Source organism: Paenibacillus planticolens (assembly GCF_013141725.1).
In the GTDB taxonomy this organism is placed as follows: Bacteria; Bacillota; Bacilli; order Paenibacillales; family NBRC-103111; genus Paenibacillus_E; species Paenibacillus_E planticolens.
In genome coordinates this window covers 436,646-451,762 of sequence record NZ_WHNZ01000015.1, presented here as the reverse complement: position 1 = coordinate 451,762, position 15,117 = coordinate 436,646, and the positions used below count along the sequence as shown (strand labels likewise).

Annotated in this window: 16 protein-coding genes; 4 read left to right on the top strand and 12 right to left on the bottom strand. The window is 49.8% G+C overall.

Annotation, left to right across the window (positions count from 1 at the left end; all coding sequences use genetic code 11):
- The first annotated feature begins 49 nt into the window (after positions 1 to 49).
- Together GC097_RS08205 and GC097_RS08200 are read left to right on the top strand one after the other, a co-directional pair.
- Entirely contained in the window at positions 50 to 481 is a 432-nt protein-coding gene (locus GC097_RS08205; protein WP_171682806.1) for a hypothetical protein, read from the top strand.
- The gene (locus GC097_RS08200) at positions 481 to 1,548 is read left to right on the top strand and encodes a phosphodiester glycosidase family protein (RefSeq protein ID WP_171682805.1); all 1,068 of its coding nucleotides are present in this window, start codon (positions 481 to 483) and stop codon (positions 1,546 to 1,548) included. The genes GC097_RS08205 and GC097_RS08200 overlap by 1 nt, the downstream gene beginning before the upstream one ends.
- Positions 1,549 to 2,131: 583 nt before the next feature.
- On the opposite strand, the gene GC097_RS08195 is transcribed toward GC097_RS08200, so the two are convergent.
- Both GC097_RS08195 and trmL read right to left on the bottom strand, forming a co-directional pair.
- Positions 2,132 to 2,386: an AbrB/MazE/SpoVT family DNA-binding domain-containing protein gene (locus GC097_RS08195; protein ID WP_171682902.1), complete on the bottom strand. Its 255-nt coding sequence runs from the start codon at positions 2,384 to 2,386 to the stop codon at positions 2,132 to 2,134.
- A 182-nt stretch (positions 2,387 to 2,568) separates the two neighbouring features.
- Complete coding sequence (gene trmL, locus GC097_RS08190) at positions 2,569 to 3,033, bottom strand: tRNA (uridine(34)/cytosine(34)/5-carboxymethylaminomethyluridine(34)-2'-O)-methyltransferase TrmL (RefSeq protein WP_171682901.1); 465 nt, start codon at positions 3,031 to 3,033, stop codon at positions 2,569 to 2,571.
- Positions 3,034 to 3,179: 146 nt separating this feature from the next.
- Here trmL and GC097_RS08185 point away from each other — a divergent pair, with 146 nt between their 5' ends.
- A complete protein-coding gene (locus GC097_RS08185) occupies positions 3,180 to 3,896 on the top strand; it encodes a response regulator (RefSeq protein WP_281364255.1) in 717 nt (238 codons plus the stop codon).
- 103 nt (positions 3,897 to 3,999) lie between these two features.
- On the opposite strand, the gene nrdF is transcribed toward GC097_RS08185, so the two are convergent.
- The 4 genes from nrdF to serC all read right to left on the bottom strand — a co-directional run bounded on the left by nrdF (position 4,000) and on the right by serC (position 9,158).
- Positions 4,000 to 4,986, bottom strand: a complete 987-nt coding sequence (gene nrdF / locus GC097_RS08180; protein WP_171682804.1) for a class 1b ribonucleoside-diphosphate reductase subunit beta — start codon at positions 4,984 to 4,986, stop codon at positions 4,000 to 4,002.
- Positions 4,987 to 5,008: 22 nt separating this feature from the next.
- Positions 5,009 to 7,093, bottom strand: coding sequence for a class 1b ribonucleoside-diphosphate reductase subunit alpha (gene nrdE, locus GC097_RS08175; protein WP_171682803.1), 2,085 nt, complete (start codon positions 7,091 to 7,093; stop codon positions 5,009 to 5,011).
- Complete coding sequence (nrdI, locus tag GC097_RS08170; protein ID WP_171682802.1) at positions 7,080 to 7,439, bottom strand: class Ib ribonucleoside-diphosphate reductase assembly flavoprotein NrdI; 360 nt, start codon at positions 7,437 to 7,439, stop codon at positions 7,080 to 7,082. The genes nrdE and nrdI overlap by 14 nt, the downstream gene beginning before the upstream one ends.
- A gap of 630 nt (positions 7,440 to 8,069) precedes the next feature.
- Positions 8,070 to 9,158, bottom strand: coding sequence for a 3-phosphoserine/phosphohydroxythreonine transaminase (gene serC, locus GC097_RS08165; protein ID WP_171682801.1), 1,089 nt, complete (start codon positions 9,156 to 9,158; stop codon positions 8,070 to 8,072).
- Between the two features lie 150 nt (positions 9,159 to 9,308).
- On the opposite strand from serC, the gene thpR reads away from it, so the two are divergent.
- On the top strand, positions 9,309 to 9,929 hold the full coding sequence (gene thpR, locus GC097_RS08160) for an RNA 2',3'-cyclic phosphodiesterase (protein ID WP_171682800.1): 621 nt from the start codon (positions 9,309 to 9,311) through the stop codon (positions 9,927 to 9,929).
- A gap of 98 nt (positions 9,930 to 10,027) precedes the next feature.
- On the opposite strand, the gene GC097_RS08155 is transcribed toward thpR, so the two are convergent.
- The 6 genes from GC097_RS08155 to bioB all read right to left on the bottom strand — a co-directional run bounded on the left by GC097_RS08155 (position 10,028) and on the right by bioB (position 15,105).
- Positions 10,028 to 10,648 carry an NUDIX hydrolase gene (locus GC097_RS08155; RefSeq protein ID WP_171682799.1) on the bottom strand — a complete coding sequence of 207 codons (621 nt, stop codon included), beginning with the start codon at positions 10,646 to 10,648 and terminating at the stop codon, positions 10,028 to 10,030.
- Positions 10,645 to 11,166 (bottom strand): G/U mismatch-specific DNA glycosylase, encoded by a 522-nt coding sequence (mug, locus tag GC097_RS08150; protein ID WP_171682899.1) that lies wholly within the window; start codon positions 11,164 to 11,166, stop codon positions 10,645 to 10,647. The genes GC097_RS08155 and mug overlap by 4 nt, the downstream gene beginning before the upstream one ends.
- 137 nt (positions 11,167 to 11,303) lie before the next feature.
- Positions 11,304 to 12,167, bottom strand: coding sequence for a malonyl-ACP O-methyltransferase BioC (gene bioC / locus GC097_RS08145; RefSeq protein ID WP_171682798.1), 864 nt, complete (start codon positions 12,165 to 12,167; stop codon positions 11,304 to 11,306).
- On the bottom strand, positions 12,145 to 12,894 hold the full coding sequence (locus tag GC097_RS08140; RefSeq protein WP_171682797.1) for an alpha/beta fold hydrolase: 750 nt from the start codon (positions 12,892 to 12,894) through the stop codon (positions 12,145 to 12,147). The genes bioC and GC097_RS08140 overlap by 23 nt, the downstream gene beginning before the upstream one ends.
- Positions 12,891 to 14,093 (bottom strand): 8-amino-7-oxononanoate synthase, encoded by a 1,203-nt coding sequence (bioF, locus tag GC097_RS08135; RefSeq protein ID WP_246294040.1) that lies wholly within the window; start codon positions 14,091 to 14,093, stop codon positions 12,891 to 12,893. Before bioF ends, GC097_RS08140 begins: the two co-directional genes overlap by 4 nt.
- 13 nt (positions 14,094 to 14,106) lie before the next feature.
- On the bottom strand, positions 14,107 to 15,105 hold the full coding sequence (bioB, locus tag GC097_RS08130) for a biotin synthase BioB (protein WP_171682796.1): 999 nt from the start codon (positions 15,103 to 15,105) through the stop codon (positions 14,107 to 14,109).
- Positions 15,106 to 15,117 lie beyond the last annotated feature (12 nt).

The window sequence follows — 15,117 nt, the reverse complement described above, 5'->3', positions numbered from 1 at the left end:
TCTGCATAAAATTTGGAATATGTTATACTAGGAAACAGAGGTGATTATCATGAGCATGCAAATCGAGACAACGACTGCGAATTCCTTCCCCCGGGCTGCAAAAGCCACAAGAAATGGAAGAAAAACGTACGTTTACTTGTTTCTTGGTTGGGTCATGCTGATCGCAATCGGAGTGGCAGCAGCCATGCTGTATACAGAGCATTTGAGACAAAAAATAGCAACCGATATCGCACAGCAAACTCAGCAGCAACTGCAAATCGTACAGCAAGATTATCAGAAGCAGGTTTCCGAATTGAAAGACAGCGTTTCAACCGACATGAAAGCCATGCAAACCAAAGTAGACGCCCTGAATGAATTGCTTGCCTTCACCAAGGACAGCGCCAACAGCAAAACGGATAACAGCAACCAACTCTACACCCAACTGGCCGATGTGAAAAAGAAGCTGGATGAGCTGCAGAAGAATCTGGATGTGTTAAAGTAATGAGTGCTATTCAAGGAATCAATCGCGTCTTTCTCTTAGCTTGCGCCCCGTTCGTAGGTATGTTGATTTGGCTGCTTTTCGTTTCCGCGAGTATCCCGATCAGTCCTTGGGCAACGGAAGCGCCGCCCCCTGTATCGTTTCACGAAGAGGCGCTCTCCCTGGACAGCTTGCTGACGAAAGCAACGAATGACGCTGCGCAAACCAAGACGATCATTCAGCAATATTTTGAGTTGTATGAGAAGAGCACGGCGGAAGTGACGGCTGCTCTCCAGGTCGCCACAGCCCAAATTGCTAAGCCGGGCATCATTTATGACACAAGGATCACGGCGAAGCTCGGTAGTCCTGTGAGACAAGCTTCCTCTGGGAATATCGATTTAAAGCTGTTTTCATTGAATGAAAATAACTACAAAGGTTATGCTCTTAAAGTAAACCTCAAGAGTGATAAAGCCATTAAGCTTGTTTTGGGCAAAGACAAAATGGGTTCCAGCGAGACAACCTTGGAAGCCGTCTCGCGCTACGGCGCCATTGCCGGTGTGAACGCAGGAGGCTTTGCGGATGACAGCAAAGGCAAACGCTATCCGCTCGATACGACGGTGATGAACGGCAAGTACCTCAATGGCTTCTTCCCGACGAAGAACGATACGACCTTTATCGGTTTGAACAAAGACCGCAAGCTCATCGGCGGCAAGTTCAGTTCGCAGGCCGAGCTCGACAAGCTCAATCCGCTGATGGGATCGACCTTCGTTCCGACGCTGCTTAAGAACGGCGCCAAAGCGACCATCCCTTATCAATGGCAAAGCTCGCCGGCACGTGCAGCCAGAACCGTCATGGCCAACTACAAAAACGACCAGCTGTTGTTTATCGTTACAGACGGCTATGATGAGAGCGGGAACTCAGGAGCAACGCTCGCCGAGCTGCAGGACAAGATGCAGCAGTTAGGCATCGTTGACGCCTATAACCTGGATGGAGGCGGCTCTACGACCTTGGTTATGGGAGGAAGCGTCATTAACCGGCCGTCCGATGGAAGGCTGAGACCGCTGGCTACGAACTTCTTATTTTTCAAATAAACGAAATTATTCACACTTTATTCGTTTCTTTTTTAAGGATGGTTGGGTATAATAAGCCTTAACTATATGCTTTTACGTTCTTTAAACTTGTAGGGGGTGCAGCAATGTTTGGCTTATCAACAACATTTTGGCTCGTTAATTCCGTTTTTGTACTATTTCTCGTCGCTATGATGACGGCTTCCTATAACGAGGACAAAACTAAAGGCCTGTAAGTTTACCAAAGACCGCCAGAATGATTCTCATTCTGGCGGTCTTTTTAATAGGAAAAAGGACCCCTTTCGGAGTCCTCTTTGACGGTGAATAATTGGATTGGTTTTGCCTTTGCCTTACATCAGCTCGGTCTCTACCTCATTACACTATTGCAGTATTGGATACTACATTTAATGGCCTTTGGCACATCTCCTCGCTTCTATACGGATTCAACAACAACCTCCCGGGTGTACACTGTCTTTGACACAACACCTCTCTGCTTTCACCGTCGAAAGATAGTATGTCCGTTTCACGCGTGCATATGCAGTCCCCTCACAACAAAAAAAGCACCGCTCTCTCTAACGAGAAGGCAATGCTTTTCCATTTACACCGTTTAAGCTCTTACTTTGAGCATATTCATTTCAGTTACGCACGTATTGCATATGTAACGCTCTTTGAACTCACTCACCGTTTCCATACTGCCGCAAAAAACACATTTCGGGCGGTATCTTTCCAAAATGATATGATCACCCTGCACTAAAATCTCGACAGGATCTCCTTCATTCATTTGATATCGTTTACGTAACGATTTAGGCAGTACAATACGTCCCAATTGATCGACTTTACGAACGACTCCGGCTGGTTTCATCATAGGACTTCACCTCTCTTCCGTTCTCATTTTCTATGCCTAGCCAATTGGCTGAGCATGCCTATACGGACTGATAGGGAATACTATTCGCCGTTCGTTAAGAAACTCCTTCTAATTAACAGCTGAAATTTCTTTTATTGTCAAATTTGTCGACCCAGACCTAAATGAAATCGAATAAGACGTTAGTCAAGCCCAGCGAAGCCTGTCTGACGCAGGCCCTCATACAACATAATCGCGGCGGAGTTGGATAAATTGAGCGATCGAACGCTATCTGACATCGGGAGTCGAAGCAGTGTCTCTGGATGCTGGCGCAGAAGCTCTTCCGGGAGACCTTTCGTCTCTTTGCCGAATACGAAAAAGTCACCGTCCTGAAATGTAAAATCCGTGTAACGCTTCTTCGCCTTCGTCGTTGCAAAGAAGAAGCGGTGCTCCTTATACTTTTCAAGCACCTCATCGAACGAATCATGATACTCGAGTTTAACGGAATGCCAGTAATCCAGGCCCGCGCGTTTCAACGTCTTGTCGTCCGTCTGGAAGCCAAGCGGTCTAACCAAATGAAGATGCGTCCCTGTTGCAGCGCATGTCCGTGAAATATTCCCTGTATTCGCAGGAATTTCGGGTTCAACTAATACAATATGAAAAGCCATCTCTGTCAAATTCACCTCATCTTCTATCCTATTATATGTCCATGCGGATTGCAATTTTACACAGGGTTAACTTTATCTTAATATGTCGATGATAGAGCTCCTCCATAATAGAGTTATCCTTCTCGATAAAAGGAGTCAAACTAACCATGATGAAAAAAAAGATCCTCGTTGTCGATGACGAACCTTCCATCTCCATGCTTATAGAGTTTAACCTGAAGCTCGTGGGCTTCGAAGTACATTGCGTATTCGATGGAGAAGCTGTCTTCGATGCTATCCAGACGTTTCGCCCTGATCTTATCGTTCTGGACCTTATGCTGCCGAAAATGGACGGCTTCCAAGTATGCCGCAAGCTTAGAAACCAGAATAACCTCGTACCGATTATTATGCTGACCGCCATGCAGGACCTTACGGATAAAATTGCCGGGTTGGATAACGGAGCCGACGATTATATGACCAAACCGTTTTCGCCGCAGGAGCTCATTTCCCGTATCCACGCCATTCACAGGCGTATTCAAACCTTGCCGTCCGCAACGGAAAACGCACCGATTACAATTGGTCAGATCTCGGTGAAAGCCGATCAACGCGAAGTTACGATGAACGGCGCACCGATCGAGCTCACGCCCAAAGAATTTGAACTGCTGCTCTTCTTATGCAAGCACCGCGGCAAAGTTCTCAGCAGACAGCAGCTGCTTCATGGTGTCTGGGATTATCATTTCCTCGGCGATACCCGGATTGTCGATGTGCATATCTCCCATCTGCGGGACAAAATCGAGCAAAATGCTCGCAACCCGGAATATATCATGACCATTCGCAACGTCGGTTATAAGCTGACAGAGCCTGTGGTAAAGGAATCGTTAGCTTAGGCACATGCAAGGAATTAAATTTCCTGAGCCTTCACGAGAACCGTAAAAAACTACCTTGACACCGCATATGTGACGGCCTCAAGGTAGTTTTTTTGTCTAACATCTAGAAAACAAAATCATCATCCGTCAACGCTTCAACATGAATCGTACGCACATACCCGTTCCCTTTTTTAGAGAAAAAGTCATGCTGCTTCGTCTTCGTGCTGAGTCCGTTCAGAACAATCGGATTGATTTCTTCTTCCTCGAAAATCGGCTCTACGCCTAGGTTCATGAACGCTTTGTTGGCGTTGTAACGCAGGAAAGCTTTCACGTCTTCCGCCAATCCCAGAGGCCCGTAAAGACTCTCCGTATAGCCCTCCTCATTGGCATGAAGCTCCTTAAGCAATGCACTGAGTGTCTCATACGCTTCATCCTGCTCTTGAGGACTTAGCTCAGCATAGACCTCTTGAGCCAGTACGCCTATGTACAGACCGTGAATACTCTCATCGCGCAAAATCAAATCAATGATTTCGCCGCTGCTCGTCATTTTACCCTGTCCGGCCAAGTAAAGCGGGTAATAGAAGCCGCTGTAGAACAAGTAACTCTCCAGCAAAACCGACGCGGCCATCGCTAAATACAGCTCTTTAGTCGTTGTAATATTCTCATAATAATGGGAAATCTTAGACGCTTTAAACTGCAGATAAGGATTGTGCTCTACCCATGTGAACAGCTCATTGATCTCTTCCGTCGTGGACAGTGTCGTGAAAATGGAACTGTACGACTTCGCATGAATTTGCTCCATCATGCCCATGAAGCTTAGCACCGCTTTGCGCTGAAGCCCGTCAACATGTTCAAGAATCTTAGGCATGCCTACGCCGCCTTGCATCGTATCGAGCAGCGTCAGGCCGCCAAGCACCTTCATGTACAGCTCGCGCTCAGCCGGAGTCAAAGTGATCCAGGACATTTTATCGTCAGACAATGGGATTTCCTCGTCTGTCCAGAACTGCATAATGTTCTGATTCCAGAAAGTTATCGTGAAATCATCGTCCGGCCGGTTCCAGTTCACGGCTTTTTTGACGGTTGGATGATTAACCGTAGTTGCAGTACTCATCTATATACAATCCCCTTCCCAATTACACCGAGCAGCTTACGCATTCCTCAACAGATAGCTGGTTTGTTCGCGTGTAGTAGAGCGATTTAAGTCCTTTGTGTGCCGCATACAAATATAGTCTGGCCAACTGTCTCGTGGACACATCGCTATTTACGTGCAAAATAGTCGAAATGCCTTGATCCACATGCGCTTGAATTTCAGCAATGAGATCGAGAATTTTGAATTGGTCCATTTGATACGCGGATTTATAGTAGAAAAAATTGTCGCGCGCCATGAACGGCATCGGATAGTAAGTCGTTGAGTTCGCGTAAGTACGCGTCTCGATAGGCTCTACAATCGGCATAACGCTCGAGGTCGAATTTTGAATATACGAAATGCTTTGTGTCGGAGCAACCGCCAAACGGTAAGCATGATATAGACCGTGCTTCTGCACTTCATCCTTCAGCTTGCTCCAGTCGCTCGGAGACGGAATCTCCATCCCCTCAAACAAACCCTTCACCTTATCGGTCAGCGGACGGTAATCCGTTTCCGTATAACGGTTAAAATAAGCGCCATTCGCATATTCGGACAGCTCGAAGCCTTCGAAAACCTGCCCTTTCGCTTTGGCGATTGCCATACTTTGCTCAATTGAATAGTAGTTCATCGCCATGAAGAACGTACGGACGAAATCTTTCGCTTCATCGCTCTCATAGCTAATTTTATTTTTGGATAAATAGCCGTGCAGGTTCATGACCCCTAATCCGACGGAATGCAGCTCACGATTCGCTTTGGCCACACCAGGCGCATTGCTGATCGTCGTCATATCGCTGACCGCTGTCAAAGCTGTCATGCCTTCGTGGACGGTCTCCCGCAGCTTCTTGCGATCCATCACATTGGCAATATTCATGGAAGCCAGGTTACAGCTGATATCGCGTAAAATCAGATCGTCTTGGCCATAATCATTGATTTCCGAAGTTTCTTGCAGTTGGAAAATTTCCGTGCAGAGATTGGACATTTTAATCGTACCGATCCCTTTCAGGGCATGATCCTTGTTCGCATTCGTGCGATTCATGATATAAGGATAACCGGATTCCAGTTGGGTAGTAGCGATTTTGACCAGCATGTCACGGGCGCTCATCACGACTTTTTTCTTTACTTTCGGGTTCGCCAGCAGCTCATCATACATCTCATCAATATTCAAATCATCCAAATGCTTGCCGTAAGCTTGCAAAACCGTATAAGGCGCAAAAACGTGAAGAGGCTTGTTCTCCTCCGCCAACTTGTAAAACTTATTCGGCACAATCAAACCGATGGAAAGAGTCTTCAGACGGGATTTCTCATCCGCGTTAATTTTCTTGCTATCCAGGAACTCCATGAGATCCCAGCCGAAAATGTTGTAATAAGCCGCTCCGGAGCCTTTGCGCTGACCCATTTGATCCGCATAGGAGAATGCGTCCTCCATGAGCTTAAGCACAGGCATAATGCCTTTGGCTGCGCGTTCCACACCTTTAATGGATTCCCCGCGTCCGCGAAGCTTTGACAAGTTCACGGCTACGCCGCCGCCAATTTTGGACAGCTGCATGCAGGTCGCCAGCACATAGTTGATGGAGTTGAGGGAATCGTCCATTTCCAGCAGGAAGCAGGATACCATCTCGCCACGGCGGCTTTTCCCTGCGTTAAGGAAAGTCGGCGTTGCCGGCTGCAAGCGCTGCTCCATCATCGATACAGCAAGCGTACTGGCCGTTTCTACGTTGCCGCGCCCCAAGCATAGAGCTACAATCGCAACGCGATCCGGGAAATGCTCCAGATACAAGGTCTTATCGTCACTGCGCAAAGCATAGTCCGTATAAAATTTCGAAGCTGCCATGTAAGAGGCGAACTCGAATTGATGATCGTGAGCCACTTGATAAACTTCGTTGACTTCATCTATGGTGTAATGCTCATAAACGTTCTCGTAGTAGTTGTTATCAATCATATAACGAACTTTCGAAGAGGTATCGGGGAAAGTGAGGCTTTTGCTGTGTACGTCCGCCATAAATACTTCAACGGCTTCTTTATCCTTCTCTAGTTGAAAAAAACCGTCCGCTCCGCGTTGCATTAATAAATTATTCAGCTCAATGTGCCGCAATTGCATGTACCCCCTGAACAAATCGTTCTACATCATTTTTGGTGCCGGATAACTCAAATTTCGTTAACACAGGCACATCATACAGTTGTGAGATGGTGTCTGCGCTCTTGGCAAACCCGTCTCCCCAGTTGCGGTTCCCGCTCGCTGCCACTCCAATGAGTTTGGAGGCATTACTTTCCAGGAAGGAAGCAACCTTCTCAGGAACTTGACCAAAACCGGTTGTATAGGTAACAAGCACGAAAGGCTCGTCCACTTTCATCGCTTCCTCGATTTGAATCGCCGGCATTTTGAGCTTGGCAATAAATCGGCGAACATTTCCCGTTTTCGAATCATAAGCAATCAGCATGGCTCCGTCTCCTAACATTTCTATCGTTCATTAAGCTATTCTCGTTCTTGTGTTTCTCTTAAATGAAACAAACCATATGTAGTGTGTAATATAAATCTTACCGTCTATCCATATGTAGTAAATCCACCGTTCCATCGACAAAATAAACAGTTCATCACACGTGGGAAAACGGTTGAAATCAGGCGGTAAATCAGGGTTTTACGCCGCATTTCGCGGTATTTTAAGGGCGAGTCAAGATTCTGTGCAATTCGCTTTTTCCCACGACATCTAGTTGATAGATTCAAATTTATATCAATATATTGTGTTTGTCAACGTGTCTTATGACACATTTCTGGGCCCAAAATAGCCAAACCCAGGCAGGACGCGCCTCGCGAGGATTTGAAAAAAAATTTTCATTTTAGACTTGAAATTTTCACATTTGTCGAAAGGAACAAGGCCAATAATTTCCATAACCGCACTACTAGATTTAGAGTCTCCCCCCCATGCAAAAAAGCCTCTCAAACGGTCTCAGAAGCCCTATTAAGACATTGTAAACGAACAACCGACCATTCTAACCCGCAACAAAAAAAAGCTACTCACGCGCACACGAGGGTGCCATGAATAGCTCATGAACAGGTATTCGATTCGATGTTAACCGTTGCGTTTTTGGAAATCAATCATGAAATCTGCGAGCGCTTTGCAGGACGCGTAAGGAACCGCATTGTAGGTAGATGCTCTCAAGCCGCCTACGCTGCGATGACCTTTCAACCCGACAAACCCGTTCGCTTCGGTTTCCTTGATGAACTTCTTCTCCAGCTCTTCATCCTGCAAACGGAAAGTAATATTCATCGCAGAACGGCTGCCTTTATCAACAGGACCGCGGTAGAAGCCTCCGCTTCCATCAATTGCGCTGTAGATCAAGCCTGATTTCTCCAGATTGTTTTTCTCGATAACAGCTAGTCCGCCTTGCTCCTGAATCCATTTCAGCACGAGGTTCACCATATAGATGGAGTACACAGGCGGCGTATTGTACAGGGAATTGTTTTTGCTGTGAATTTCATAACGAAGCATCGTCGGGATTGTTTTCGGCAGATCCTGCAGAAGGTCTTCTTTGACAATGACAACCGTCACACCGGAAGGACCGAGATTTTTTTGAGCGCCGGCATAAATCATGCCGAACTTCGAAACGTCAACTGGACGGCTCAAAATATCGCTGGACATATCCCCAATGAGCGGCACATTGCCTGTATCCGGATAACTTTGGAATTGAGCGCCTTCGATTGTCTCGTTGGACGTCAAGTGCAGGTAAGCGGAATCCGGGTGAATGTTAATCTCGCTGAGATCCGGAATTTTCATGAATTTATTTTCTTTGGAGGAGGCTGCAATCGCCACTTCCCCGAACAGACTTGCTTCCTGTACCGCTTTCTCCGCCCAAGCGCCTGTCAGCACATAGCTGCCCACTTTGCCCGGCTTTAAGAAATTTAGAGGAATCATTGCGAATTGGGAGCTTGCTCCGCCTTGCAGGAACTGGACTTGATAGCCATCCGGAATCCCGAAAATTTGTTTCAATAATTGCTGCGTTTCATTATGTACTTGCTCGTATTCTGCGCTGCGATGCGAAATTTCCATGATCGACATGCCGATGCCTTTAAATTCGACAAGTTCCTCTTGCGCTTTCTGCAAAACTTCTAGCGGTAATGCCGCAGGCCCTGCGTTAAAGTTATAGGCCCGATTTCCCATGAATGACCACACCTTTGCTTTTGTATTATGGCTATGATAGCAATATTCTCCCCATGCATCAAGTAAAACCTTAGTTGGCAATGCTAGTTAAAGCAGCAAACCATCACCCTTACACCGGTCAAAAAAAGTCATAAAGGAGTCCTCATTTCCATGCATCCTTCCGACCATTCGACAAAAACGCTTTCATCACCACCGGTCAATTATCGGCTGTTTGTCGGCATCCAGCTTCCGCCGGAGTCCAGGCGGGCGCTCGCCTTATGGACGGGCAGCCTTCGCGAGGCGCTGCCCTTTCAAAAGTGGACGCATCCGCAGGACGTCCACGTTACGTTATGCTTCCTCGGCGACACGTCCGCCGAGACAGCGGATGCGCTGGCGGACGAGCTTCGCCAGCTTGCTGCAGCGGCGCTGCCGCTGACCTTGCACGCCGAAGGGCTTGGCGTGTTCGGACCTCCGGCGGCGCCGTCGGTGCTGTGGGCGGGCGTCGCCGGCGACCTGGACGCGCTGGCTGCGCTGCAGCGCGAGGTCGCGGGCGCCTGCGCCCGCCATGGCTTTCCGGCCGAGGCTCGCCCCTATCGGCCGCATCTCACGCTGGCCCGCCGATACCGCGCTGCGGCGGGTCCGTTCTCGCGCGCCGCCCTAGCGGCAGGCGCGCCAACGGGCGGCCAGCCCGCGTGGCGGGTAGAGGACATCGTCCTCTACCGGAGCCACTTGGGCCGGTCGCCGGCGTATGAGCCGATCGGTGTTTTTCCGTTCGGCTCCAGCGAAAAATAGCCATTATTTTCACGAATAATGGCTAGGCTTTCATTTCTGAACTTGTCTTCGATGAATTGGACCCCGATCCCCCGATGTGCCAGCTGAGACGTCGCGTGTTAATCCAACAGCACGTGAGAAGCCGGGCCGCTCGCAAGCTCAAACATGCTCTGCACTTGTTCCACAGTGTTCCGCTCGATCGAAAGAGGCGGCAGCTCGTCTGCACCGAAGAAGCCGACCTCCGTCGTTTCCAAGCCGGCTTCCAGCGCCTCCCCGCCCGTCAGCTCACACAAGATGAATATCTTGTATGTATGGTTGGGGGAAGGAGGATGGGCGTGGCGCTTCTTATCCAGAACCGCCAGCAAACGAACCGGCTTGACGTCGTATCCGGCTTCCTCGCGAGTCTCTTTGATGGCGACTTCGGTCGGTGTAAGGCCAATGTCCGCCCATCCCCCCGGCAATGCCCAGGCGCCGTCGATCTTTTCCTTCACAAGCAGCAGCTTGTTCTCCTGCAGGACAACGGCCCGAACATCGACCTTCGGCGTCTGGTATCCCTTGTCGCTAGCGAATAATTCGGTCACTTTGTCAATCGGTGTGTCTGTGAAGTAACTCATCATCTCCACGCTGATCTTGCGAAGCGCCTCGTAGCGTTCCAAATCGTAGCCGTTCTCGCCGTATGCGAGCCCTGCTTGACTGATCGCTTGAATTTCTTTAGCCCAATGCAGCCACGGTATATTCATTCTTTTTCCATCTCCATCCCGATAAATGACTTGATCCCGCGATAGATAGCGACCATTTCCTCCAGTTTCATCCGAACGAGCCCGCTGGAAGACGGGCAAACATACTCGACAACACCCTCTACGAGAGGCTTCTGCTGGCTGCCCCACTGCATGCCTCTTCGTCCGCTGTACTGCTCGTAAACTCCTTTGCCCACAAAACATACAACCCGCGGTCGATACTTCTGAATTTTCCCCTTTAAAATCAAGCGGCCTTCCCGATATTCCTCAGGTGTAATTTCAGCAGCCGTTAGCGAGGGTCTCGCCACGATGTTCGTAAACCCATATCCAAGTTCAAGTAAATCTTGATCTTCTTGAGGCTTGTAAAGCCGTGGCGTTAATCCTGCCTGATGCAAAATACGATAAAACCGATTGTTCGGATTCGCATAGTGATGGCCGGTTTCGCCGGACCGAATACTAGGGTTATATCCCACGAAAAGGATGCGTAAATGCTCCTGCAAATGATCCGAAATCGGCTCAATCCCCATCGCTTCAGCCCTCCTTCCTTCTGACTGACGAAAACTCCGTCTTTTCTAGTAGGTTACCATGAATTGTAAATAAAGCAAAACAAGAATGATAGCCCTTTGGACCTACTATTGAGAACGTTGCCTTAAGATCATCAGAACCCGTCCGATCCTCTATCCTGATTAGGAGCTACTCCTTGCATCAACAAAAGCTCATAGGTTGCAAAAATGCCTCCTGGTACGCTAAACTTCGCCTCGTACACTTCGTACATGCCGGCAAACAGCCGCCGCTTGCTTAAGCCGGGCACAGCCTCAGCTTCCGAGGTGCTGGCGCCCATTGCCTTGACAGCAAGCAAAAAATCCCTTGGCGTCGGGTACGTTTCAACGTGAAAAGAGGATTGCTCTTCAATGTGCGCAAAACCTGAGTCTGCGAGCATTCTCCTCCATTGAACCTTGGATTGAAAAGACAGACCGTGCCGCTGCGGCTGCTGTCCCCTGCTTTGATACACTTCCCTGAAGGACTCGTGAAGCTCACCAAATGTTTCCGGCCCAAAGGTCGTAAACACCAACGAACCGCCTGGGCGAAGCAGCCGCCGCAGTTGCTGAAGCGTTTGTACCGGATGCTTCAGCCATTGAAAGCAAGCGCTGGAGACGATCAGATCGAATGAAGCCGTCTGTGCAGCAGCTGACCATTCCTCTACATCACCTTGGATGAAGCGTATTTCATAACCAGCTTGCTGATCGAGCCGCTGTTCCGCCGCCCGAAGCATCCCGGGAGCAATGTCCAAAGCGGTAATCGCCGCTTCAGGCCATATGTCAACCAGCCTGCTTGTCAGATTTCCCGTTCCGCAGCCAATTTCCAGAATGTCGCATACAGACGTGCGGCCTCCTTCGCCCTTTGTCTCGCCGAGCTTAGCTGCCAACTGATCCGCCATTATTCGCTGAACATCCGCGTGCCGATCATAAGATCCCGAGGAGCTGCGGTTAAATTGACGCTTAACCTCCATACTGCTGTTCATGCCACCAGCGCCTCACTTTCTCTGCGATCTCCTTCTCTCTTCCCAGGAACGGTACATGCCCGCAATCGGGGATAGAAAGCAATTGGGCTTGTGGCAGCCCATCTGCAAGCTCCTTCGCTCCTTTATACGGGCAAATCTCATCCTCCATGCCGTGGACCAGAAATACCGGGCAGACGATCTTCGAAAGTACAGAACTTACTTCTTCATTCCTCAAAATATGAAGACCCGCAAGCAGCGCCGGCATTGTCCAGCTGCCTATGGGAGGAAACATGTCGCATATCCCTGCACTCCGCTCCGATTCTGTCCACAGACGCTGTCGAAATTTGATTTCGACTGCTGCCGAATCTTGCATGACTGCTCTCATCATCTGTCTGACGTAGGCATCCGGTTGACCCAACTCTCCCTCGTCCTTCGAACGGATAAACCGGGCCGTAGCCGCAAACAAGATGAGGCCATCCGTCAAGCCTTTAGCCGCTAATCCCAGCGCCAGCAATCCGCCGAGCGACCAGCCTCCAATGAAGAGAGGACGGTGTTCTCCCGAATTTGCCAAACATTTTGCAACCGCTGCTTCCGTTAGCATCATGATGTCATCCGGTGATTCGGCATCGCTGAAATCGATGAGCACATGATGATAATCGGGCAGCTCCTCCCGAAGCTGTTCGAAAACTACAGAGGACATGCTCCACCCAGGCAGCCATAAAATCGTTCCACTTCTTGTTGCGCTCATCGCCTAATCACTCCAAGCTGCAGCCCTGCCTCGCGAATGCATGCAATCGCATCCCGCAGTTCCTCATCCGTATGGATGGCGGATAACGAAAAGCGTATGCGCGCAGTTCCCGCCGGCACCGTCGGCGGTCGGATGGCGACCGCTGCGATGCCTTTCTCTTCCAGCGCGGCGCTGAAACGCAGTGCGGTCTCATTATCGCCGATCGTAATCGGAACGATGGGGGAATCGCCTGCTGGGATCTGAAAACCTAAGCTTAGCAGCGAATCTCGAAAAAAACGGACAGCCGATTCTAGCCGATCACGCCGCCAGTGCTCCTGCTGCACCAGTACTAAAGCTTGAGCAATGCCTGCGAGCAGCGCAGGCGGCATCGCCGTCGAATAAATAAGCGGCCGAGCCTTATTTACGAGGAAATCGGCGAGGGTTCGACTGCCGCACACATAAGCTCCGTAGACGCCGAAGGCTTTGCTGAACGTTCCCATATGAATGTCCACTTCATCCTTGATCCCAAGTAGGTGGCATAATCCCTCTCCCCGTCCGCCATAAATCCCTCCGCTGTGAGCTTCGTCCACCATCAGCATCGCTCCGTACTCGCGCTTGAGCAGCGCAAGCTCGCGCAGTCTGGCTTGATCTCCGTCCATGGAGAAAACGGCATCGGTCACGATCAGCTTTCGCCTTTTATCGCGGTGCTTATGCAGCAGCGCTCCCAAATGCTCCATATCATTGTGCCGATACCGGGCCAGCTCCGCCCGGCTCATCAGAATGCCATCTACGATGCTGGCATGGTTAAGCTGATCGCTAAACACCACATCGTCACGGCCGACTACGGCACGAATAACTCCGGCGTTCGCCATATAACCATTGGCGAAAACAAGCGCCGCTTCGCAGCTCTGCCATTCGGCAATAGCCTCTTCAAGGAAGGAATAAGCCATCCGGTTGCCTGTCACGAGACGGGAGGCTCCAGCTCCCGCGCCTTCCTTAAGCAGAGTGTCCCGCATCGCCTCGACGATAGCGGGATGCTGGGATAGTCCAAGATAGTCGTTGGCGGACAAATTAAGCAGGTTGTTGGGTCCTGTTCCGCGAACCATGCGCCCCGGTGACCCTGGAACCGCGCTGTTTGTGCGGAGGGATCGCCTGAGCGAAGCTTCTTCCAATGAAGCAAGCTCCCGTTCCATCCATGTCAAAGCTGACATCGTATTCATTGCCGGCACCACCTTACAGAGCGTTAAGTTCAATTTCAAAGCCCATATCTTCGATGATTTGGTGATCCACACCGACCGCTTGACCGGCCGTTGTCAGGTAATCACCGACAAAAAGCGAATTCGCCGCATACAGTGACATGGGCTGCAATGTACGAAGATTCACTTCGCGGCCTCCCGCAACGCGGATTTCTTTGGACGGACAGATGAAACGGAATAAAGCCAGCACTTTTAGAGCTTTCATCGCGGGCGTGCGGCCTGCATGCTCCAAAGGCGTTCCCGGGATGGCATTCAGGAAATTAACCGGAATGGAATCACTGTCCAGCTCGCGCAGCGCATAGGCCATTTCTACGATTTCTTGATTGGTTTCACCCATGCCGATAATGACGCCGGAGCAAGGTGACATTCCGTATGTTTTTACTTTTTCTACAGTCTCAACACGCTGGTCATAGGTATGGGTTGTCGTAATCGATGGGTAATTCGCTTTACTCGTATTGAGATTATGGTTATATCGATGAACGCCGGCATCTGCAAGCCGCTGTGCTTGCTCATCTTTCAAAATACCCAGGCAGGCGCATATTTTGAGCGGCATCGTCTCGCGGATTTCTTTTACCGCGTCCACCACTTGCTCGAGCTCCTTGTCTGTCGGGCCTTTCCCAGCCGCTACGATGCAGTAGGTTCCGGCTTTGCGCGCCAACGCCTCGCGAGCTCCGGCAAGCAGCGTATCTTTATCAAGCAGCGTGTATTTCTGAACTGGCGCCGTTGAGACGATCGATTGCGAGCAGTAGCCGCAGTCCTCCGGGCAGAGCCCGCTTTTCGCATTAATAATCATGTTCAGTTTGACTCTTTTGCCGTAGTAATGTTTTCTGACTTGAAAGGCGGCCTGCAGCAGCGGGAGCACTTCATCGTTGTCGGCTTCAAGTACAGCCAGCCCCTCCTCGATGGTCAAACACTCCCCCTGTAATGCTTTTTGAGCTAACAAATGCCAATCCCTTTGGGTTGAAATGGTGTTCATGTTCTCCTCCTT